Origin of the sequence: Cobetia sp. 1CM21F (genome assembly GCF_023161745.1) — a bacterium.
Classification (GTDB): domain Bacteria; phylum Pseudomonadota; class Gammaproteobacteria; order Pseudomonadales; family Halomonadaceae; genus Cobetia; species Cobetia amphilecti.
Window position 1 is genome coordinate 268,684 of sequence record NZ_JALNTQ010000003.1, and the last position, 21,104, is coordinate 289,787.

General features: G+C 65.5%; 14 protein-coding genes. 11 read left to right on the forward strand and 3 right to left on the reverse strand.

Annotated elements, in window-relative coordinates:
* Window positions 1-106 precede the first annotated feature (106 nt).
* The 7 genes from mtgA to MSG32_RS12530 all read left to right on the forward strand — a co-directional run bounded on the left by mtgA (window position 107) and on the right by MSG32_RS12530 (window position 9,903).
* Complete coding sequence (gene mtgA / locus MSG32_RS12500) at window positions 107-970, forward strand: monofunctional biosynthetic peptidoglycan transglycosylase (protein ID WP_248379968.1); 864 nt, start codon at window positions 107-109, stop codon at window positions 968-970.
* Between the two features lie 248 nt (window positions 971-1,218).
* A complete protein-coding gene (locus tag MSG32_RS12505; RefSeq protein ID WP_052384560.1) occupies window positions 1,219-2,229 on the forward strand; it encodes a dipeptidase in 1,011 nt (336 codons plus the stop codon).
* Between the two features lie 99 nt (window positions 2,230-2,328).
* Window positions 2,329-2,865 (forward strand): DUF5943 domain-containing protein, encoded by a 537-nt coding sequence (locus tag MSG32_RS12510; protein ID WP_107335564.1) that lies wholly within the window; start codon window positions 2,329-2,331, stop codon window positions 2,863-2,865.
* A 272-nt stretch (window positions 2,866-3,137) separates the two neighbouring features.
* Entirely contained in the window at window positions 3,138-5,216 is a 2,079-nt protein-coding gene (gene dgcA, locus MSG32_RS12515; protein WP_043333738.1) for a dimethylglycine demethylation protein DgcA, read from the forward strand.
* 89 nt (window positions 5,217-5,305) lie between these two features.
* The gene (locus tag MSG32_RS12520) at window positions 5,306-7,495 is read left to right on the forward strand and encodes a (Fe-S)-binding protein (protein ID WP_248379970.1); all 2,190 of its coding nucleotides are present in this window, start codon (window positions 5,306-5,308) and stop codon (window positions 7,493-7,495) included.
* On the forward strand, window positions 7,492-8,964 hold the full coding sequence (locus MSG32_RS12525; RefSeq protein WP_248379972.1) for an electron transfer flavoprotein subunit alpha/FixB family protein: 1,473 nt from the start codon (window positions 7,492-7,494) through the stop codon (window positions 8,962-8,964). The genes MSG32_RS12520 and MSG32_RS12525 overlap by 4 nt, the downstream gene beginning before the upstream one ends.
* 33 nt (window positions 8,965-8,997) lie before the next feature.
* Window positions 8,998-9,903: an electron transfer flavoprotein subunit beta gene (locus tag MSG32_RS12530; RefSeq protein ID WP_248379974.1), complete on the forward strand. Its 906-nt coding sequence runs from the start codon at window positions 8,998-9,000 to the stop codon at window positions 9,901-9,903.
* Window positions 9,904-10,074: 171 nt separating this feature from the next.
* On the opposite strand, the gene MSG32_RS12535 is transcribed toward MSG32_RS12530, so the two are convergent.
* On the reverse strand, window positions 10,075-10,710 hold the full coding sequence (locus MSG32_RS12535; RefSeq protein WP_248379976.1) for a DUF4174 domain-containing protein: 636 nt from the start codon (window positions 10,708-10,710) through the stop codon (window positions 10,075-10,077).
* A 668-nt stretch (window positions 10,711-11,378) separates the two neighbouring features.
* Between MSG32_RS12535 and MSG32_RS12540 the strand changes: the two genes are divergently transcribed.
* On the forward strand, window positions 11,379-11,771 hold the full coding sequence (locus MSG32_RS12540; protein ID WP_043333741.1) for a DUF4168 domain-containing protein: 393 nt from the start codon (window positions 11,379-11,381) through the stop codon (window positions 11,769-11,771).
* Window positions 11,772-11,939: 168 nt separating this feature from the next.
* Here MSG32_RS12540 and MSG32_RS12545 read toward each other — a convergent pair whose 3' ends face one another.
* Window positions 11,940-13,529 (reverse strand): BCCT family transporter, encoded by a 1,590-nt coding sequence (locus tag MSG32_RS12545; protein ID WP_248379978.1) that lies wholly within the window; start codon window positions 13,527-13,529, stop codon window positions 11,940-11,942.
* 420 nt (window positions 13,530-13,949) lie between these two features.
* Here MSG32_RS12545 and MSG32_RS12550 point away from each other — a divergent pair, with 420 nt between their 5' ends.
* The 3 genes from MSG32_RS12550 to MSG32_RS12560 all read left to right on the forward strand — a co-directional run bounded on the left by MSG32_RS12550 (window position 13,950) and on the right by MSG32_RS12560 (window position 19,237).
* Complete coding sequence (locus tag MSG32_RS12550) at window positions 13,950-15,713, forward strand: NADH-ubiquinone oxidoreductase-F iron-sulfur binding region domain-containing protein (protein WP_248379980.1); 1,764 nt, start codon at window positions 13,950-13,952, stop codon at window positions 15,711-15,713.
* Entirely contained in the window at window positions 15,710-18,736 is a 3,027-nt protein-coding gene (locus MSG32_RS12555) for a molybdopterin-dependent oxidoreductase (protein WP_248379982.1), read from the forward strand. The genes MSG32_RS12550 and MSG32_RS12555 overlap by 4 nt, the downstream gene beginning before the upstream one ends.
* Window positions 18,737-18,997: 261 nt before the next feature.
* Window positions 18,998-19,237 (forward strand): hypothetical protein, encoded by a 240-nt coding sequence (locus MSG32_RS12560; RefSeq protein WP_043333148.1) that lies wholly within the window; start codon window positions 18,998-19,000, stop codon window positions 19,235-19,237.
* A gap of 127 nt (window positions 19,238-19,364) precedes the next feature.
* Here the strand turns inward: MSG32_RS12560 and MSG32_RS12565 are convergent, their stop codons facing one another.
* Window positions 19,365-20,945 carry a BCCT family transporter gene (locus tag MSG32_RS12565; protein WP_248379984.1) on the reverse strand — a complete coding sequence of 527 codons (1,581 nt, stop codon included), beginning with the start codon at window positions 20,943-20,945 and terminating at the stop codon, window positions 19,365-19,367.
* Between the last annotated feature and the right edge of the window lie 159 nt (window positions 20,946-21,104).

The following is a 21,104-nucleotide window of genomic DNA, read 5'->3' on the forward strand; positions in this document are numbered from 1 at the left end:
GAGCCACCGGCACGCTCTGGTACACTCGAAGGCACCAGGAAGCAGTGGCTGACACGACAATGGCTCGGCGGCGAGCCACGACACGCACGACAGGGGACGGCAAGGGATGGCACGAGGACAGCAACGCAGGCAGGAAGGCACGGAGCGTGTGGCGGGTGTGCGGCGCGGGGCGACACGCCGCCCGGCGCCGCGTGCCGGCATGCGCCCGATGGAGCGCCTGCGCTGGCTGGCGGTGTGGGCATTCAAGGTCATCGCCTGCTGGATGGTGGCCTGCATCGGCCTGGTGGTATTGCTGCGCTTCGTGCCGCTGCCGGTGTCGATGGTGATGCTGGAGAAGTGGGGCTATGGCCTGGTCACCGGCGAGCCGATGGCGCTGCAGCATGACTGGGTGCCGATGGAGCAGATTTCCAACAATGCCCGTCTGGCGGTGATCGCCTCGGAAGACCAGAAATTCCCTGATCACTACGGCTTCGATGTCGATCAGATCGTCAAGGCCATCGATGCGCGGCTGGCCGGTGAGCGCCTGCGTGGCGCCAGTACCATCAGCCAGCAGACCGCCAAGAATGTCTTCCTGTGGAACGGTCGCAGCTGGGTGCGCAAGGGGCTGGAGGTCTGGTTCACCATCCTGATCGAGATGATCTGGCCCAAGGAGCGCATTCTCGAGGTCTACCTGAATGTCGCCGAATGGGGGCCGGGGGTCTTCGGCGTCGAGGCAGCGGCCGAGCATCACTTCAATACCGATGCCGCCAGCCTTTCCGCCTACCAGGCCAGTCTGCTGGCGGCGGTATTGCCCAACCCGATCCGCTTCAATGCCGGCAAGCCCTCGGCCTATATCCAGCGCCGTGCCAGCTGGACGCGCCGTCAGATGACCAATCTCGGCATGGGCTACTTGAAGCGTCTGGAGCAGCCGCGTGGCTGGCTGAGCTGGGACCTGCTGCCTTCGCTGAAGGAGCTGTCCCCCGCGCATTGACCGGCTTGACGCTACACCATCGGCTGTCCCACGACGCCCCGGCTCTCTCGAGTCGGGGCGTCGTCGTTTCAGAAACGACAGCCCTGACGCGATTCGATAGCCACGGGTCGCATCTGGCGTCAGAGGGGAAAGAGGGCAGGACTATGCTGGCACAGCCTGCTGGAGATCGTGTTCCGGCAGGCCCTGTCCGCCGGGTACGGGCAGTGACCTGACTTCCAGAGCCGCCTGCCCAGCGCCGGAGCGACATGATGTCCGAATTCTCCTCCTCCTTCGGTGGGTCCGATGCGGCCCGCGCCCTGCACGATGACAGCATCGTCATCGATGGTCTGGTGATCGCCAAGTGGCAGCGCGAGCTGTTCGAGGACATGCGCAAGGGCGGTCTGACCGCTGCCAACTGCACTGTCTCGGTCTGGGAAGGCTTCCAGGCGACCGTCAACAACATCGTCAAGAGCAACCAGCTGATCGCCGAGAGCAGTGATCTGGTCTGCGTGGCGCGCACGGCCGCCGACATCCGCGCCGCCAAGGCCGCCGGCAAGACCGGCATCATCTACGGCTTCCAGAATGCCAACGCCTATGAAGACCAGATCGGCTATGTCGATGTCTTCAAGCAGCTCGGCGTGGGCATCGTGCAGATGTGCTACAACACCCAGAATCTGGTCGGCACCGGCTGCTACGAGCGCGACGGCGGCCTGTCCGGCTTTGGCCGCGAGATGGTCGCCGAGATGAACCGCGTCGGCGTGATGTGTGATCTCTCCCACGTCGGCTCGAAGACCTCCGAGGAAGTCATCCTCGAGTCCAAGGTGCCTGTCTGCTATTCCCACTGCGCGCCGGCCGGTCTCAAGGACCACCCGCGCAACAAGTCCGATGCCGAGCTGCGCTTCATCGCCGAACACGGCGGCTTCGTCGGCGTCACCATGTTCACCCCCTTCCTCAAGGCCGGCGTCAACGCCACCGTCGACGACTACGTCGAGGCCATCGAATACGTGATGAACCTGGTCGGCGAGGATGCCATCGGCATCGGCACCGACTTCACCCAGGGTCACGGCCAGGACTTCTTCGAGTGGCTGACCCACGACAAGGGCTACGCCCGCCGTCTCACCAACTTCGGCAAGATCGTCAATCCGGAAGGCATCCGCACCATCGGCGAGTTCCCCAATCTGACCGAGGCGCTGCTGCGTCGCGGCATGAGCGAGCATCAGGTACGCAAGATCATGGGCGAGAACTGGCTGCGCACGCTGGAAAATGTCTGGGGCGGCTGAGTCTGGCTGCCTGTGCCCTTTATTGATCGCGCTTTCCTGATCTTTCTTTCCTGATCTCTCTTTTGCAATTCCCTCAAGCCCCCTTTGGAGGACACCGACATGAGCAAGATGGCCCCTGAACTGCCGATCGAAGTGGATAGCGAGACTGGCGTCTGGACGTCCGATGCGCTGCCGATGCTGTACGTGCCGCGCCACTTCTTCATCAACAACCATGTCGCGGTGGAAGAGGCGCTGGGCGTGGAGAAATACGCCGAGATTCTCTATCACGCCGGCTACAAGAGCGCCTGGCACTGGTGCGAGAAGGAAGCCGAGCTGCATGGCCTGGTCGGCGTGGAAGTCTTCGAGCACTACATGAAGCGCTTGTCGCAGCGTGGCTGGGGTCTGTTCATCACCGAGGAGATCGATCTGGAGCGCGGTACCTGCAAGGTGCGCCTGGAACACTCCTGCTTCGTCTATCAGCAGGGCAAGACCGGCACCAGGCTCGAGTACATGTTCACCGGCTGGTTCGCCGGCGCGATGGACCAGATTCTGGCCGCGCGTGGCAGCGAGCTGCGCACCGTCGCCGTGCAGACCCAGAGCGGCGGTGAGGAAGGCTGTGACGTGGGGTATTTCGAGGTCGCTCCCGGAACAGTGTGACGTTTTCGGATCCGCCACTCTCTATTCCATGGCTCGGGTCAAGGCCCAGGCCCGGCCCAGGCAAAAGGCAACAGCACAAGCCGCCTGCCCGAGCATCTCTCTGTCACGACACTCACCACCCACAACAACGACAACGCAACGCCTGAGCGCCGCCTTTCCTGACATGCAAGACGCCTGACGCCAACCCCGCCGCCACCAGCAACGACTCGTGGCGGCGGGCAGGCCAGGCCAGCGTGACGAGGCGGCGCTCTCCCCGGCGAGGAGCTCTCACCATGGCATTCGACGCACTCTTCCAGCCGATCGAGATCGGCAAGCTGACCATCCGCAACCGCGTCGTCAGTACCGCCCACGCCGAGGTGTATGCCACCGATGGCGGCATGACCACCGAGCGCTACGTGCGCTACTACGAAGAGAAGGCCAAGGGCGGGTGTGGCCTGTGCATCTGTGGTGGCTCCTCGGTGGTCTCCATCGACAGCCCGCAGGGCTGGTGGAGCTCCGTCAATCTGTCGACCGACCGCATCATTCCGCATTTCCAGAATCTGGCCGATGCCGTGCACAAGCATGGCGGCAAGATCATGATCCAGATCACCCACATGGGGCGTCGCTCGCGCTGGGACGGCTTCGACTGGACCTCGCTGATGTCACCGTCCGGCATCCGCGAGCCGGTCCATCGCTCCACCTGCAAGACCATCGAGGTGGAGGAGATCCAGCGCATCATCGCCGATTTCGCCCAGGCGGCGCGGCGCGCCAAGGAAGGCGGCCTGGATGGCGTCGAGCTGTCCGCCGTGCACCAGCACCTGATCGACCAGTTCTGGAGCCCGCGTGTCAACAAGCGCACCGATGAGTGGGGCGGCAGCTTCGAGGGGCGCATGAAGTTCGGTCTCGAGGTGCTCAAGGCGGTGCGCGCCGAGGTCGGCGACGACTTCGTGGTCGGCATGCGCATCTGTGGCGATGAATTCCATCCCGATGGCCTGTCCCACGACGACATGAAGCAGATCGCGGCCTATTACGACGCCACCGGTCTGCTCGACTTCTTCGGCGTGATCGGCTCCGGCTGTGATACCCACAACAGCCTCGCCAACGTCATTCCCAACATGTCCTACCCGCCGGAACCCTTCCTGCACCTGGCCTCCGGCATCAAGGAAGTCGTCTCGATTCCGGTGATCCACGCCCAGAACATCAAGGACCCCAACCAGGCCGAGCGCATTCTGGAAGGCGGCTATGTCGACATGGTCGGCATGACCCGCGCCCACATCGCCGACCCGCACATCATCGCCAAGATCAAGATGGGCCAGCTCGACCAGATCAAGCAGTGCGTCGGCGCCAACTACTGCATCGACCGCCAGTATCAGGGCCTCGACGTGCTGTGTATCCAGAATGCCGCCACCTCGCGCGAATACATGGGCCTGCCGCATCAGATCGAGAAGACCAGCGGCCCGGTGCGCAAGGTCGTCATCGTCGGCGGCGGTCCGGCCGGCATGGAGGCAGCTCGCGTGTGTGCCGAACGCGGCCACGACGTGACGCTGTTCGAGGCCCGTGACGAGCTGGGCGGCCAGATCACCATCGCGGCCAAGGCGCCGCAGCGCGATCAGATCGCCGGCATCACGCGCTGGTATCAGCTGGAACTGGCACGCCTGAAGGTCGACCTGCGCCTGGGCACGCGGGCCGATGAGGCCACCATCCGTGACCTGCGCGGCGATGTGGTGATCCTCGCGGTGGGCGGTCGTCCGTTCATGGACCAGTTCGCGTCCTGGGGCTATGACGAAGACCCGGCCAAGAGCCTGATCGTCTCTTCATGGGACGTGCTGGACGGGCGCGTCGCGCCGGGCAGCAATGTGCTGATCTATGACAGCATCTGCGAGTTCTCCGGGGTCTCGGTGGCCGACTATCTGGCCGACAAGGGCGCCAGGGTCGAGATCGTCACCGACGACATCAAGCCGGGTGCGGCGGTCGGCGGCACCACCTTCCCGACCTATTACCGCAGCCTGTATGCCAAGGAAGTCGTGATGACCTCCGACATGGTGCTGCATGAGGTCTACCGCGAAGGCGAGGGCCTGGTGGCGGTGCTCGAGAACGAATACACCGGCACGCTGGAAGAGCGCGTCGTCGATCAGATCGTGGTCGAGAACGGCGTGCGTCCGGATGAGGCGCTCTACTACGCCTTCAAGGATGGCTCACTCAACAAGGGCCAGATCGACGTCGAGTCGCTCTACGCCATCAAGCCGCAGCCGTGCCTGAGCCAGGCCACCGAGGGCAATGATTATCTGCTGTTCCGCCTCGGTGACTGCAACGCACCGCGCAACACCCACGCCGCCATCTATGACGCCCTGCGTCTGTGCAAGGACTTCTGATGACGTGATCTGCCGAGCCGGCCGCGCCTATGCCGCCGGCTCGGCAGTCGTCCGGTCGACAGCGGGCTTGAAGAAAGAGGGTGAGCAGCATGAATGACACGATCTTGTCGGTATTGATCTTCACCGCGCTGGCGCTGGCTGCCATCGGCGCGGTCAAGCGCATCGGCCTGTGGCGCCAGGGGCGGGCGGACGCCACGTCCATGAGTGTGGGAGAGCTGATCGCGAGCCTTGCCAAGGTACCGCGCCGCTACGGGGTGGACCTGCACCACGTGGTCGCGCGGGACCGCTACATGGCCAACACCCACGTCGCCACCGGGGGTGGCTTCGTGGCCGCGGCGCTGCTGATGGTGGTGGTCTACGGCTTCGGCATCGACTCCGCCTGGCTGGGCGTCTTGCTGCTGCTGGCCAGTGGCGCGATGTTCGGTGGCGCGCTGTTCGTGCGTCGTCGTCGCCTCGACCCGCCGGCACGCCTGTCGCGTGGTCCGTGGATGCGTCTGCCCAAGAGCCTGCTGGTGTTCTCCGCCAGCCTGTTCGTGATGAGTCTGTCACTGGTGCTGCCGGAAGGCGTCGGCGGCATGATCTCCGGCGGCATCCTCGGGCTGGTGCTGGTAGCAGGCATCGCCTGGGGACTGCTCGAGATGATCGTCGGCATGACCGGCGGCGGCTCGCGCATCACCGGGCCGATGAAGCATGCCTTCGCCGGCGCGCTGCATCTGGCCTTCCATCGGCGTCCGGCACGTTTCAGCACTCGTGACAGTGCGGGCATCCGCGACAGCGCGCTGCTGCCGCTGGACCTGACCAACCCCGAGGCACCGCTGGGTGTCGGCAAGCCGTCCGATTTCAACTGGCGTCAGCTGCTGGGCTTCGATGCCTGCGTGCAATGCGGGCGCTGTGAAGCGGTGTGCCCGGCGTTCGCGGCCGGTCAGCCGCTCAATCCCAAGAAGCTGATCCAGGACATGGTGGTCGGCATGGCCGGTGGCAGCGATGCTGCCTACGCCGGCTCGCCCTATCCGGGCGATGAGCCCAGGCGCGCGCCCGGCCAGCATGGCGGCGGCCCGCAGCAGACCATCGTCGGGGCCTCTCCGCATGCTCGCCCGGCAACTCAGGCAGCGTCATCCGGGCCGATCCAGATCAAGGCGGCACCGGGCGCTGCGGGTGAGGCGACAGATGGCGACAAGCTGATCCACGAGTTCAAGGTACTGGTCGAGCCGGAAACCCTGTGGGCCTGCACCACCTGTCGCGCCTGCGTCGAGGAGTGCCCGATGATGATCGAGCACGTCGATGCCATCGTCGACATGCGCCGTCACATGACGCTGGAGCAGGGCGCGACGCCGGGCAAGGGCGTCGAGGTGCTCGACAACCTCATCGCCACCGACAATCCGGGCGGCTTCGCGCTCGATGCGCGTCTGCATTGGGCGGCGGATCTCGACCTGCCGCGCATCGCCGAGCTGCAGGCCGCCCGCGAGGCAGCGCGTGATCCGCGTCCGGTGGAAGCGCTGCTGTGGCTGGGCGATGGCGCCTTCGACATGCGCAATCAGCGCACGCTGCGCGCCTTCGTGCAGGTGCTGCGCGCCGCCAGGGTCGATTTCGCCATCCTCGGTGCGGAAGAACGTGACAGTGGCGACGTGGCGCGCCGCCTGGGGGATGAGGCGACCTTCCAGTCGCTGGCCACGCGCAATATCGCCACCCTGTCGAAGTATCGCTTCGCGCGCATCATCACCTGCGATCCGCACAGCTTCCATGTGCTGGGTCGTGAATATGCCGCCTTCGGTGGCGACTACCTCGTCAACCACCACACCAGCTACATGAACGAGCTGCTGGCGGCCGGTCGCCTGAGCCTCGATGCCACCAGACTGGCGACGCTCGGCGCGGTCACCTGGCACGACCCCTGCTATCTGGGGCGCTACAACGGTGAATTCGAGGCGCCGCGCAGCTTGCTGGCGGCGCTGGGGCTGGAAGTGCGCGAGATGCAGCGCTCCGGTTTCCGCTCGCGCTGTTGCGGCGGTGGCGGTGGCGCGCCGGTGACGGACATCCCCGGCAAGCAGCGTATCCCCGACATGCGCATGGGCGATGTGCGCGAGACCGGCGCCGAGGTGGTGGCGGTCGGCTGCCCGCAGTGCACCGCGATGCTGGAAGGCGTGGTGGCTCCGGCCGGTGAAGCCGAACCCCAGGTGCTGGATCTGGCGGAACTGATGGCGCGGGCGCTGGTACTGGAAGCGTCCGCGCAAGGCTTGGCGGCGTCGACCACGCAGCCCACTGACGCGGAGGTGGCGGCATGACGATTCCCGTCGATCCACAAGCAACCGAGCGCCCACCGGTATCCCATCGAGAGGCGTTGCCACGCCGTGACCCGCGCCTGGAGCAGCAGGCACGCAATCGCCTGCACCCGCAGCATCTCATCGCGCTGCAGGCGCTGGGCCGCGGCGCGGCAGTCCCTCAGGAACGCTGGATGGGCCCGAAGGGCGTGATGCGTCGCGACCCGCATGTCGGCCACTTCATCGCCGCCAATGGCCGCAAACGCATCGACCGCAGTGGCCGCTCCGGGCCTGCCGCGGCGGGTGCTGGCCAGCCCGCGGTCGTGGCCAAGGCGCGCGTGCTGCCGCTGGTCGAGATCGCATCACCCGCCTTCCTGATCGCGGTGGTGCCGGACATGACCGGTGGGCGACTCTCGAGTCACGACCGCGATGTGCTGGGGCTGGCGCGTCAGATCGCCGATGCCGACCCCGCCCATCAGGGTGCGGTACTGGCCGTTACTTTCGGCACGCTGCGTGAGGATGGTGACGCCGCCGACAGTGTCGGGCTCGGCGCGGCGGGTGCCGATCGCTGGCTGCATTTTGCCGATACCCTCCACGATGGTTATGCGCCGCTGGCCCAGCTGGCGGAGCTTGAGGCCATCGATGGCAAGCTGGCACCACGGCTGTGGTTGCTGCCGGAATCCCGCACTGGCGGCGGCGAACGCGGCCGACGTCTCGGTGCGCGCCTGCTGTGCCAGGGCGATGCGCTGGCGCGGCCCAGCGGCAATGCCTATCAGCTCGACGGCGAGCTTGCCGCCATCGGGCGTGGCGAGCTTGCCGGGGTGAGCGTCACCGGGCGCAGCGGCAATGGTCAGCAGGACCTGACCCGCCCGCTGACCCGTATCGTGCTGTGCGAGGCGGAATGCGCCGAGCCGGTGGAAGATGTGCGCCACGCCGCGCTGCCGCTCGAGTGGGAGGCGGCCAGTGCCGCGCACGCCGTGCCAGACGTGATCGAAGATCTTGGCCCGGTGGCCGTCGACCCCTCCGCGATCGCGCTGGGCGAGGCCGAATTCATTCTCTCGGCGGGCAACGGCATCCACGATTGGGATGGCTTCCACCGCGCCGCCAGCTTGCTGGGGGCCACCGAAGGCGCCTCGCGGGTGGCGGTGGATGACGGCTTCATGCCGCGTGCCCGCCAGGTCGGTGCCACCGGTACCTGGGTGACGGCGCGGGTCTATGTCGCGGTGGGCATCTCGGGGGCCATCCAGCATCTGCAGGGCATCCAGCGCTGCGACAAGGTGGTGGCCATCAACACCGATGGCGGCTGTGACATGGTCAAGCGTGCCGATCTTTCGGTGATCGGTGACGCCGGGGCGATTCTCGCCAGTCTCTGTCAGCAGCTCGAGGCCGAACGCAGTGCCGGCGGTGATGCCTCGTCGGCGGGTCAGGTGCCTGCCGCGGCCTCGGCGTCATCCAGTACGTCATCCGCCACGCTTGCCGCCGACGCGGCCTGAACTCGCGCCTGCGACAGGGGAAAGGAGAAGGACATGAAGGCAGATCGTTCATCTGTTGCGCAGCAGGCCTCGGCGCCGCTTGAGGTCGTGAGTCTGGTGTCGCTGGGGCAGCACCCGGTTTCGGGGCGTCTGCGGCGCGCCGAGCAGGACGCCCGCGCCCTGGAGCTGTGTCTGGCGCTGGAGCGACAGTCGGCACCCGGTGCCGTAAGCCTCAGCGCCTGGCATGCCAGTGGCAGCGAGATCGTGCCCGGCAGCGAACAGGATCAGGCACTGCGTGGTTATCTGGGCATGGGGCTTGAGGCGTTGACGCTGGTGACGCCGGATGCTCTCGGCGCTGACCCGCTCAAGGCTGCTGATTCGCTCAAGGCTGCTGATCAACCGGTCATCGATGTCTGGCCGCTGCTGGTCACGCGCCTCAAGCAGGTGGCTCCGCAGCTGGTGGTGTGTGGCGGCCAGGGCGAGACCGGCGAGGGCAGCGGCCTGCTGCCGCATCTGCTGGCGGAGAGTCTTGGCTGGCCGCTGGTGGAGGGTATCGTCGCGATCGAGAGCTGCGATGGCGCGCATCTCACCGCCTTGCAGGCGCTGCCACGTGGTCAGCGGCGACGGTTGCGCGTGAAGCTGCCGGCGCTTGTCAGTGTCGATTCCGCGGCGCCGGCGGCGCGTCAGTCGGCCTTCGCGCAGGCGCGGCGCGGTGAGCTTTCCTCACTGGCCAGCGGCGAGCTTGTCCATGATGCGCAGGCTGAGGCCTTCGGCGTGGCCCCGGCTCGCAAGCGTCCCAAGCGCTTGAAGCGCATCAAGGCGACCAGCGCGCGGGACCGCTTCAAGGCCGCGGCCGCCAAGGCCGAAGGGGGTGGTGGCAAGCGGCTGGAAGGCGTAAGCGCCGAGGAGGGCGCGGCGGAAATCCTCAAGCTGCTGCGTGAGGAAGGCGTACTGCGCTGAAGCCGCGCAGACGGTAAAAAGCCCCTGTCAGCTCGGCTGGCAGGGGCTTTTTCATGCATCACAGAAGGTCGCTCCTCACAGAAGGTCGCTCCTCACAGAAGGTCGCTCCTTACAGAAGGTCGCTCCTTACAGAAGGTCGCTCCTCACAGAAGGTCGTTTCTCACAGAAAGGTCACTCCTCCCACTGCCAGTCCTCATCGTTCAAGGGTTCAGGCGAGGTGTGCTCGTCGGTGCCCTGGGGGAGCTTGCGCGCTGCCTGACTGGCTTCGCGCTGGCGCATCGGCATGTTGTCGATCACCTGATAGATCTGGTCGGGGGAGACGAAGCCTTCCTGCTGCATCTTCTTGCCGCCGTCCTTGCCCATCAGGATGACGGTGAAGGGCGCGCCCTCGCGCAGTTGCATGGCATCACGCAGGGCACGCACCTCCTCGAAGCTCATCGGCACGCCATCGTGGATGCCGCGCGTGCCCATCAGCGTATAGAGCGTCATGTCGCGTTGCTGCATCTCGCCACGCGTGGCACGCAGTTCCTCGCGCTGACGCTCGAGGTCCCGGTCCTGCTCATCCGGCGCGATCAGCACCAGCGAGCGTCGGTTCCAGGTCTCGCCCAGCAGCGGGTTGGCGGCGGGGTCGACATTGGCGGCGGTCATGGTGGTCTCCGCGGTGCCCGGCGAGGTCGGGGGCGGCGGTGCACCAGTGGATGTCTCGGCGGGCGCGTTCAGGTCGGCGTCCGAATCCAGCAGGCTGATGGCATGTACCGGCGAGCTCAGCAGCAGGGCCGGCAGCAGGGCCAGCAACAAGAGGTTCATCAGGCCCGGCGTCAGCCTGTTATGCGAGAGCCGTCGAGGCAGCGCGGGCGGTACGTATGTGGACAGTACCTGCGAGGACAGTCTCTGCTTGGACAGTCTCTGCGTGGATGGTATGTGCGTGGACATGGCAGTCCTCCGGCAACGAATGTTATGAGCTGGGTGTGCCAGCCTGGGCTGCAGAAGCAGGTTGTACAGGAGAATGGCACACCTGGATGACAGCCTCTCCTTCAAGACTAAGACAGTCGCCGAGAGTTTGCTGCCCGTTGGCGCGCGATTTATGTGGTACTTCACGACATGCCGCCCTCATTCAGTCTGTGAAAAGGTCAATGGCGACATGCCGATAGCGGCGGCAACAGGTGGCATGCCTGTCTAGAGCGCGTAGCGAGCGCAGAGGCATGTCTGTATCGAGGGCGGGTCGAGTGCGTGGTGGGCAGACTTCACGCGGCTTGCTGCAGATATTTTCACGATCGTGGTGCAAGCTGTATGCGCGTCCAGCCGTCATGACGCCCGCCATGCGCGGCCCCGCGGTTTTTACGTTGCTGATCTGCGACTCATGTAACTCTGGCGATACAGAATGTTTTCAAAGAGTTGCATGAAAAAATGAACATCCTGTCGTCAGGCCCGTCTGAGTTAGGGCAAACACTTATTGATCACTGCTGGAGGCTGCAATGAAACGGATGACTGCATACATGACGGCTGCCCTGATTTCCGCGGGCATGATGTCGGCACCGGCGTTCGCTGCTGACGCACCGGCCCAGGGTCAGTCTACTGCCCAGGCGGCACAGGCTCAGGCTGGCGATTTCACTGACGCTCAGCTGGAACAGTTCGCTGCGGCCTCTCAGGACATCGCACGCATCTCTCAGGAATTCGCCGGCAAGCTGCAGAAAGCCGACGACGAGACTGCCAAGCAGAGCGTGCGTCAGGAAGCCAACGACGAGATGGTCAGCGCTGTCGAAGACTCCGGTCTGGAAGTCGCCACCTTCAACTCCATCGGTCAAGCGGTCCAGAACGACCCGGACCTGATGAAGAAGGTGCAGAAGCTGGCTCAGGAAAACTCCTGATCTCGCCTGGATGACGTTCGGGTCATCCAATGAAAACGCCGCCCCCGGTTACCGGGGGCGGCGTTTTTTTGTGCCCATGTCCTGCGGCCTGTCAGTCAGTACCGCCTTGGTCAGTAAAGCTTTGGTCAGTAAAGCTATGGTCAGTAAAGCTATGGTCAGCGCCGCATGTCAGGCGCCGGCGACCGGACGAATGAGCATGTCCTGTGCCTTCTTTTCCTGCATCAGGCCACGGAACAGCGAATAGCACATCACCAGCAGTACCAGCGTGAACGGCAGCCCCGTGGCGATGGCGCCCGCCTGCAGCGAGCCCAGCGCAGCGCTTCCGCCGCCATAGAGCAGGGCACCGGCGATCAGGCCTTCCATCGCTGCCCAGAACATGCGCTGGCTGATCGGTGCGTCGATCTTGCCGCCGGCGGTGATCGAATCGATCACCAGCGAACCGGAATCCGAGGAGGTCACGAAGAACACCAGTACCAACAGGATGGCGATGAAGGACGCCACACCGGACAGCGGCAGGTTGTCGAGCATCTGGAACATGGCCAGCGACACGGAATCGATGCCATTGGCCAGCGCGCCTACGCCATTGATGGCCTGTTCCAGTGCGGTACCACCGAAGACGGACATCCACACGATGGTGACGAGTGTCGGCACCAGCAGCACGGCGGTGACGAATTCGCGTACGGTGCGGCCGCGCGAGACACGTGCGATGAACATGCCGACGAACGGTGACCAGGAAATCCACCACGCCCAGTAGAAGACGGTCCAGCCGTGGAACCAGCTTTCATCGGGGCGGCCGATCCAGTTGGACAGCGGCAGCAGATATTCCACATAGCTGAGGGTGGTGGTGCCCAGGCCCATGAGAATGGCGAGTGTCGGCCCGAAGATGAGGATGAAGATGATCAGGACAGCGGCGATGATCATGTTGATATTGGAAAGCAGCTTCACGCCGCCATCCAGGCCACGACTGACCGAGTAGATGGCCACCAGCGTCACCAGGATGATGATCGCGATCTGGGTCGGCAGGCCATCGCCGACGCCGAACAGGTAGTCCAGCCCCGATGCTGCCTGAGCGGAGCCCAGCCCCAGCGAAGTCGCCAGACCGAAGATGGTCGCCAGCACGGCGAGGATATCGACGATATGCCCCATCCAGCCCCAAGTGCGCTCACCGAGTAGCGGGTAGAACGCCGAGCGGATGGTCAGCGGCAGGCCCTTGTTGTAGGTGAAGAAGGCCAGCGACAGCCCGACCACGGCGTAGATGGCCCAGGGATGCAGGCCCCAGTGATACATGGTGGCGCCCAGCGCGGCGCGTGCTCCTTCCGGCGTCCCGGCGGGTGCGTTCAGTGGCGTGCCGTACCAGTCGGTGTAGTAGGCCACCGGTTCGGCGACGCTCCAGAACATCAACCCGATGCCCATGCCAGCGGCGAACAGCATCGCGAACCAGGAGCGTGTCGAGAACTCGGGCTTCGCCTTCTGACCGCCCAGGCGCAGCTTGCCCACCGGGTGCACGATCAGCAGCAGGCAGAACAGCACGAAGAGGTTGCCGGCCAGCATGAACAGCCAGTCGCCATGTGCGATGGACCAGGCCTTGGCGCCGCCCAGGGCACTTTCCGCGCCCGCTGGGAAGAGGATGGCAAACAGGATGAAGCTGACGATCAGCACGGCGCTGATCGCGAAGACGGGGTTGTGAACATCGAGACCCATGACCTGGACATTGTCCTGGCCGATCTCGTAGTCCGTGTCATACGGATTCGATGACATTTGGTGACCTCATGTTGTTATTGGTGTCGCCAGCCGGGCAGGGCAGCTGGCGTGAAGCGAGGTGTTGTCGTGGGTGTCTCCCGGGGCTGCGATGTGGGAAGGGGGTGGAATGGCAATCCGGAGCGCGGTGGCGAGTCTGACTGCGGGACAGGTCGCCACCGGCCCTCGTGATTGTGTGAGGGCTGGGCGAGAGCGAGTTAGCTGGATACGACGCCGGCATATGCGTGACTGACACAGGGGGCGATTCAGCGCTCAGAGCGGTTGTCGCAGGTGTGCCCGCTTTGTAGATTGCGATCTACAGTGAAGGAAAGTGGTGCGTACTCCCTGACCGCGCACCACTTTCGCGCCCGAGACTTCACTCCTCGCGCGATACGCCAGTACTTGCCTGCTCCCGCCCAATAACAACACCGTGGTGCCGCCATGACGCCTGAGACCCTGACCGAGCCGACACCTGTCGCTCGCCGCCGTTCGCGCAGCCAGTTGCGCGGCCGTCCGCTGGATGCCGAGGCCTGGGCCGAGGTACAGCGCCTGCTGGGCGATGCCCCGGCGCAGCGTGACCTTCTGCTCGAATATCTGCATGTGCTCAATGATGAGGTCGGCTACCTGACGCTGGCCCATCTGCGCGCGCTGGCCGAGTGGATGCGCCTGCCGATGGCCGAGGTCTACGAGACAGCCACCTTCTATGCCCATTTCACCGTGGTTCGCGATGGCGAGACGCCGCCCGCGGCACTGACCGTGCGCGTCTGTGATTCGCTGTCCTGTCAGCTGGCCGGCTCCGAAGCCTTGCGCACCGGTCTCGCCTCGGGGCTGGACCCCGAACAGGTGCGCGTGCTGCGTGCGCCCTGCATGGGACGCTGCGACAGTGCGCCGGTGGCGGAGGTCGGGCATTACCATCTCGGCCACGCCAGCGTGGAAGGCGTCACGGCGGCGATTGCCGAAGGTCATGTGCATGCCGCGCCGGCTGCGAGTCTCGACTATCCGCGGCTGGCGGAATATCGCGCCAGTGGCGGTTATGGGCTGCTCGCCGCGCTGGATGGCGGTGAGGTCAGCATCGAGGACCTGGCGCAGATGATCGAGCAGGCCGGACTGCGTGGCCTGGGCGGGGCGGGCTTCCCGACGTTTCGCAAGTGGGGCTTCGTGCGCGCCGAGGCGGGGCCGCGCTATTGCGTGATCAACGCCGATGAAGGCGAACCCGGCACCTTCAAGGACCGCTGCTATCTGGAGCGTGAGCCGCACACCTTCCTCGAGGGCGCGCTGGCCAGTGCGCATGCCATCGAGGCCGAGGCGCTCTACCTCTATCTGCGCGACGAGTACCCGACCCTGAATGAGGTGCTGCGGGACTGCATCGCGGAGCTGGAAGCCGCAGGCCTCGTCGCGCCGGGCTATATCCAGCTGCGGCGTGGCGCCGGTGCCTATATCTGTGGCGAGGAATCGGCACTGATCGAGTCGCTGGAAGGCAAGCCCGGCAAGCCGCGTCAGCGTCCGCCCTTCGTGGCCCAGTGCGGGCTGTTCGGTCGCCCGACCCTGGTCAACAACGTCGAGACGGTCTATTGGATCGCGCGGCTCCATCGCGAAGGCCATGACCACTACGTCGCGGCCGGGCGTCAGGGACGTCAGGGGCTGCGCAGCTTCTCGCTCTCCGGGCGCGTCAGACGCCCGGGCATGTATCTGGCACCGGCTGGCATCACGCTCAGCGAGCTGGTCGAGGAATACGGCGGCGGCATGGCCGACGGCCATCGCCTGCGTGCCTACCTGCCCGGCGGGGCCTCCGGCGGCATTCTGCCGGCCAGCAAGGCGGACCTGCCGCTGGATTTTGACACCCTGCAGGCCCACGGCTGCTTCATCGGCTCGGCCGCGGTGGTGGTGCTGTCGGATAAGGACGATCTGGCGGCGGTGGCGCGCAATCTGATGAGTTTCTTCATGGACGAGTCCTGCGGCCAGTGCACGCCGTGTCGTGTCGGCACGCGCCAGATGCTGGCGGCGCTCAGCGGTGATGAGTGGGATGAGACGCTGCTGACGCGCTTGTCGCAGGTGATGATGGATGCCTCGATCTGCGGGCTTGGTCAGGCCGCGCCCAATCCGGTACTCGGCCTGCTCAAGGACTTCCGGGAGACCCTCGCCAGCAGCGGGGTGCGCTTGATCGCCACGAGCCATGCGGCTGACGCCACGGGAGGTGAGGCATGAACGCGCTGACAGGATTGGGCAACTCATCCTCGGATGATCAGCCGCTGCGCGAGGATGGCTTCACCATCACGCTGGATGGTGCCGAGGTGACGGCCTATCCCGGCGAGACGCTATGGAAGATCGCCAAGCGTTCCGGCGAGACGATTCCCCACCTCTGCTACAGCGAAGCGCCGGATTATCGCGGCGATGGCAACTGTCGCGCCTGCATGGTCGAGATCGATGGCGAGCGCACTCTCGCTGCCAGCTGCATCCGCGAGGCGCGGGCGGGCATGGTGGTACGCAGTGCCAGTTCACGGCGTGCCGGCGAGGCGCGCGCGATGGTGGTGGAGTTGCTCGCCGCCGACATGCCCGCCGAGGCGCACAACCCCGATGTCAGCAGCCACTTCATGGCGATGGCCGAGCTGCTGGCGGTGGATGTCGGGCACGCGCGCGAGACCCTGGGCGGCGCCCGCGAGACGGTCCGCGAGTGGCTGGGGGATACGGTGGAGGAGTGGTTGCCGACGCAGGCCAGCGCTCTCGATCACTCCCATACCGCGATGGCGGTCAATCATGATGCCTGCATCAGCTGCGGTCTGTGCGTGCGCGCCTGTCGCGAGGTGCAGGTCAATGACGTGATCGGGCTGGCGGGGCGCGGCAGCAATACGCGCATCGTGTTCGATCTCGAGGACCCGATGGGCGACAGCACCTGCGTCGCCTGTGGCGAGTGCGTGCAGGCCTGCCCGACCGGCGCCCTGATGCCCGCCACCCAGGTGGATGAGCAGGGCTTCGGCGACAGCGCCGCCGTCGATGAGCGCGTCGCCTCCATCTGCCCGTACTGCGGCGTGGGCTGTCAGCTGGAGTATCAGGTCAGCCGTGGCAGCGGCGAGGCGTTGAGTGTCGAGGGTCAGCCGGTCGCGACCCTGGCGGATGCCCAGCAGGGCATGGCGGGCGCTGACTCCCATCAGTCTGATCAGCGCCGACAGCGCGTTGCGGATACGCGGCTGGACAACATCATCGCGGTCAGTGGCCGCGATGGGCCCTCCAACCACGGCCGGCTGTGCGTGAAGGGGCGCTTCGGCTTCGATTATCCACGCCATCCGGAGCGTCTGATCCGCCCCCTGATCCGCCGTGACGGCGTGGCCAAGGGGCTGGATGCGAACTTTGACCCCGCCCATCCGCTGACCCACTTCCGTGAGGCCAGCTGGGACGAGGCCCTCGAGGTCGCGGCCGAGGGGCTCATGCGCCTCAAGCGCGCGCATGGCCCCGACAGCCTGGCGGGCTTCGGCAGCGCCAAGTGCACCAACGAGGAGGCGTGGCTGTTCCAGAAGCTGGTGCGTACCGGTTTCGGCTCCAATCATGTCGATCACTGCACGCGCCTGTGTCATGCAAGTTCGGTGGCGGCGCTGATGGAAGGCGTCGGCTCAGGCGGCGTGAGCGCCTCCTTCATGCAGGCCGAGCAGTCCGATCTGATCGTGCTGACCGGCTGCAACCCGGGCGTCAATCATCCGGTGGCGGCGACCTTCTTCAAGCGCGCCGCCAAGCGTGGTACGCGCATCGTGGTGATCGACCCGCGCGCGCTGGCGCTGCGTCGTCAGGCGCATCGCTCGATCCAGTTCACGCCGGGGGCGGACGTGGCGCTGTTCAATGCCATGCTCAACGTCATCATCACCGAGGGGCTGGCCAATCAGGCCTATATCGAGGCACACACCGAGGACTTCGCCGCGCTGGCGGAGCATGTCGCGGCGCTGACGCCGGAGGCGATGTCGCCGCTGTGTGGCGTGGCGGCAGAAGAGATTCGCGCCGTGGCCCGCGAGTACGCGACCGCCAGGCGCGCGATGATCTTCTGGGGCATGGGCATCTCGCAGCACACCCACGGCACCGACAATGCGCGCTGCCTGATCGCGCTGGCGCTGGTGTGTGGTCATGTCGGGCGTGAAGGCACCGGCCTGCACCCGCTGCGTGGCCAGAACAACGTCCAGGGTGCCTCGGATGCCGGGATGATTCCGATGGTGTTCCCCGACTATCAGCCGGTGGGCGACACGGCGGCGCGCGAGCGACTGGAAGCGTTGTGGCAGACCCCGCTCTCGGCGACGCCGGGCCTGACGGTGGTGGAGATCATGCACGCCATCCACGCCGATCAGATCCGCGGCATGTACATTCTCGGCGAGAATCCGGCGATGTCGGACCCGGATCTCGAGCATGCGCGCAGCGCGCTGGCGCATCTGGAGCACCTGGTGGTGCAGGACATCTTCGTCACCGAGACGGCGCAGTTCGCCGATGTGGTGCTGCCTTCGTACGCCTGGCCGGAGAAGGACGGCAGCGTCACCAATACCAACCGGCAGGTGCAGCGTGGGCGGGCGGCACTGCGCGCCCCGGGCGAGGCCAGGCCGGACTGGTGGATCACCCAGCAGCTGGCGCGGCGCATGGGGCTTGACTGGGATTACGCCGGGCCGGAGGAGATCTACGCCGAGATGCAAAAGGGCATGGATTCCCTCGACAACATCGACTGGGCGCGGCTGTCCGAGGAGAACTCGGTGACCTATCCGTGCCTGACGCCGGGGGGCGAGGGTGAGGATGTGGTGTTCGGCGAGGGCTTCCCGCGCGCCAGTGGCCGTGCCCGCTTCGTGCCGACCTGGCCCACGCCGCCGGATGAGACGCTGGATGACGACTATCCGACGGTGTTGACCACCGGCCGTCAGCTCGAACACTGGCATACCGGCTCGATGACGCGCCGCGCGGCGGTACTCGACAATCTCGAGCCGGCCGCCGTGGCCACGCTCAATCCGGTGGAGCTGGAGCGCCTGGGCATCACGCCGGGCGAGCCGCTCTCGATCACCACGCGACGTGGCCAGATCACTCTTGCCACCCGTGCCGATCCGCTGACGCCGGCCGGCATGGTCTTCGTGCCATTCTGCTACGCCGAGGCCGCCGCCAACCTGTTGACCAACCCGGCGCTTGATCCGGTGGGCAAGATTCCGGAGTTCAAGTACGCCGCCTGCCGTCTGGCCAGAGCCGAACCCGCCTCGGCGGGTGTGGATGGCTGAAGCGGACATGTGAAGTGGACATGGCAAGCGGGCTGGACCGAGCGGATAGATCGAGGCAATTGACCGCAACCGAGCCAGACGCGCCTGACGCAAATGCCTACGCCAGTGGCGTGGGCAGGCACGCAGAGGGCGCCCCGGTCTGACCAGAATGTCGGAGACAGCCCGCCGCGCATTTCGGCTATCCTCACAAGGGCTATGCTCAGAACAGAGTGGGTCAATACCAATGACAATGCCCGCCGTCAGCGAGCAAGGAGAATGACGATGATGATCGTGGAGCTGATTGATCACGAAGACTTTCGTGAGCGGCTGGTGGCGCTGGGCGTGCAGATTTCCGAGCATGCCTGCGCGGACACCTGCGCGCGCATGGCACTCAGAAAGCATGCCGAGGTGGGCGTGCCGGGCCTGCAGGAACTGGTGCGCGAGCTGGTGATGCACTCCGATATCCTGCTGCCCTCTGTGCGCCAGGCGCTGGACAAGTATCTGCTGCCGGGGCTGCGCTAGGCGCGGCACTCCTGAAAGATTGCGCGCCGCGCACTGACACTGATTGCCAGATGAACAAAAGGGCCTGTCGACTGACAGGCCCTTTTGCGTGGGGGCTCACTCGCCTCTTTTCACTGCGTGCAGTGGCTCAGGTCGATGCGTTGGCGCGGTCGTATTCGCGCTTTTCCCAGCGCAGACCGCGGAACAGCGAGAAGCACATCACCAGCAGCACCACCGTGAAGGGCAGTCCCGTGGAGATGGCGCCCGCCTGCAGCGCACTCAGTGCGGTGCTGCCACCGCCATACAGCAGGGCACAGGCGATCAGACCGCCGGCCGCTGCCCAGAAGATGCGCTGGCGCGTCGGGGCATCCTGCTTGCCACCGGCGGTGATGGAATCGATCACCAGCGAGCCGGAGTCGGAAGAGGTCACGAAGAACACCAGCACCAGCACGATGGCGACGCAGGAGGTGATGGAGGACAGCGGCAGGCTGTCGAACATCTGGAACATGGCCATCGAGGGAGTATCGATGCCCTGGGCCAGCTCGCTGCCGGCGGCTCGTGCCTCTTCCAGTGCGGTGCCGCCGAAGACGGTCATCCACACGATGGTGACCAGGGTCGGTACCACCAGCACGGCGGTGACGAATTCGCGCACGCTGCGTCCGCGCGAGATACGTGCGATGAACATGCCGACGAACGGCGACCAGGAAATCCACCAGGCCCAGTAGAAGATGGTCCAGCTATGGAACCAGCCTTCGTCGGGGCGATCGATCCAGTTGGAGAGCGGCAGCAGATATTCCAGATAGCCGGCGCTGGTGGTGCCGAGTCCGGTGATGATGTCCATGGTCGGGCCGACGATGAACAGGAACACCACCAGCAGCGCGGCCAGCATCATGTTGAGATTGGAGAGGCGTTTGACGCCGCCATCCAGACCGCGACTCACCGAGTAGATGGCCGCGAGCGTGACCGCCACGATCACGCCGACCTGACTGACCAGCCCATCGCCGATGCCGAACAGATGGTCCAGACCCGAGGCCGCCTGGGCCGCGCCCAGCCCCAGAGAGGTGGCAAGGCCGAACAGGGTGGCGAGCACCGCGACGATATCGATGATATGGCCGCTCCAGCCCCATACTCGCTCACCCAGCAAGGGGTAGAACACCGAGCGCAGCGTCAGCGGCAGGCCCTTGTTGTAGGCGAAGAAGGCCAACGACAGGCCGATCACGGCATACATGGCCCAGGGGTGAAGCCCGTAGTGGAAGACGGTGGCCGAGAGTGCCGCCGTCGCGCCTTCCGGCGTGCGCGGTGGTGCGTTCAATGGCGTGCCGGACCAGTCGGTGTAGTACGCCACTGGCTCGGCGACCCCCCAGAACATCAGGCCGGTGCCCATGCCGGCCGCGAACAGCATCGCGAACCAGGCCATCCGGCTGAATTCCGGCTTGGCGTCGCGTCCGCCCAGACGCAGGCGGCTGACCGGGTGCAGGACCAGCAGCAGGCAGAACAGGATGAAGAAGTTGCTGGAGAGCATGAACAGCCAATCACCATGGGTGATGGACCATGCCTTGGCGCCGCCCAGTGCCGACTCGGCCGACTCGGGCATCAGCAGCGTGAACAGGATGAAGCCCACGATCAGCAGCGCACTGATGGTGAAGACCGGCTTGTGGACATCCAGCCCGAGTCGCTGAACATTGTCCTGACCGATCTGGTAATCCGTCACATACGGATTCGATGACATGGAGTTACCTCGTATGTTTTCTTTCGATAGCCGCTCCTGTGGGCATCTCGAGTCAGAATGAGGGACCTTGTCCCGCCTGGTGGAAGCGTTCAGACCTTGGTCTGAAGCCTTGTGCAACATGCGCCTTTCTGCCAGTTGCAGATGACGTCGTCAAACCTT

Excerpts from the sequence above, each read along its gene's own strand:
- mtgA (WP_248379968.1), top strand. The coding sequence starts at position 107 with ATGGCACGAGGACAGCAACGCAGGCAGGAAGGCACGGAGCGTGTGGCG.
- MSG32_RS12505 (WP_052384560.1), top strand. The coding sequence starts at position 1,219 with ATGTCCGAATTCTCCTCCTCCTTCGGTGGGTCCGATGCGGCCCGCGCC.
- MSG32_RS12510 (WP_107335564.1), top strand. The coding sequence starts at position 2,329 with ATGAGCAAGATGGCCCCTGAACTGCCGATCGAAGTGGATAGCGAGACT.
- dgcA (WP_043333738.1), top strand. The coding sequence starts at position 3,138 with ATGGCATTCGACGCACTCTTCCAGCCGATCGAGATCGGCAAGCTGACC.
- MSG32_RS12520 (WP_248379970.1), top strand. The coding sequence starts at position 5,306 with ATGAATGACACGATCTTGTCGGTATTGATCTTCACCGCGCTGGCGCTG.
- MSG32_RS12525 (WP_248379972.1), top strand. The coding sequence starts at position 7,492 with ATGACGATTCCCGTCGATCCACAAGCAACCGAGCGCCCACCGGTATCC.
- MSG32_RS12530 (WP_248379974.1), top strand. The coding sequence starts at position 8,998 with ATGAAGGCAGATCGTTCATCTGTTGCGCAGCAGGCCTCGGCGCCGCTT.
- MSG32_RS12535 (WP_248379976.1), bottom strand. The coding sequence starts at position 10,710 with ATGAACCTCTTGTTGCTGGCCCTGCTGCCGGCCCTGCTGCTGAGCTCG.
- MSG32_RS12540 (WP_043333741.1), top strand. The coding sequence starts at position 11,379 with ATGAAACGGATGACTGCATACATGACGGCTGCCCTGATTTCCGCGGGC.
- MSG32_RS12545 (WP_248379978.1), bottom strand. The coding sequence starts at position 13,529 with ATGTCATCGAATCCGTATGACACGGACTACGAGATCGGCCAGGACAAT.
- MSG32_RS12550 (WP_248379980.1), top strand. The coding sequence starts at position 13,950 with ATGACGCCTGAGACCCTGACCGAGCCGACACCTGTCGCTCGCCGCCGT.
- MSG32_RS12555 (WP_248379982.1), top strand. The coding sequence starts at position 15,710 with ATGAACGCGCTGACAGGATTGGGCAACTCATCCTCGGATGATCAGCCG.
- MSG32_RS12560 (WP_043333148.1), top strand. The coding sequence starts at position 18,998 with ATGATGATCGTGGAGCTGATTGATCACGAAGACTTTCGTGAGCGGCTG.
- MSG32_RS12565 (WP_248379984.1), bottom strand. The coding sequence starts at position 20,945 with ATGTCATCGAATCCGTATGTGACGGATTACCAGATCGGTCAGGACAAT.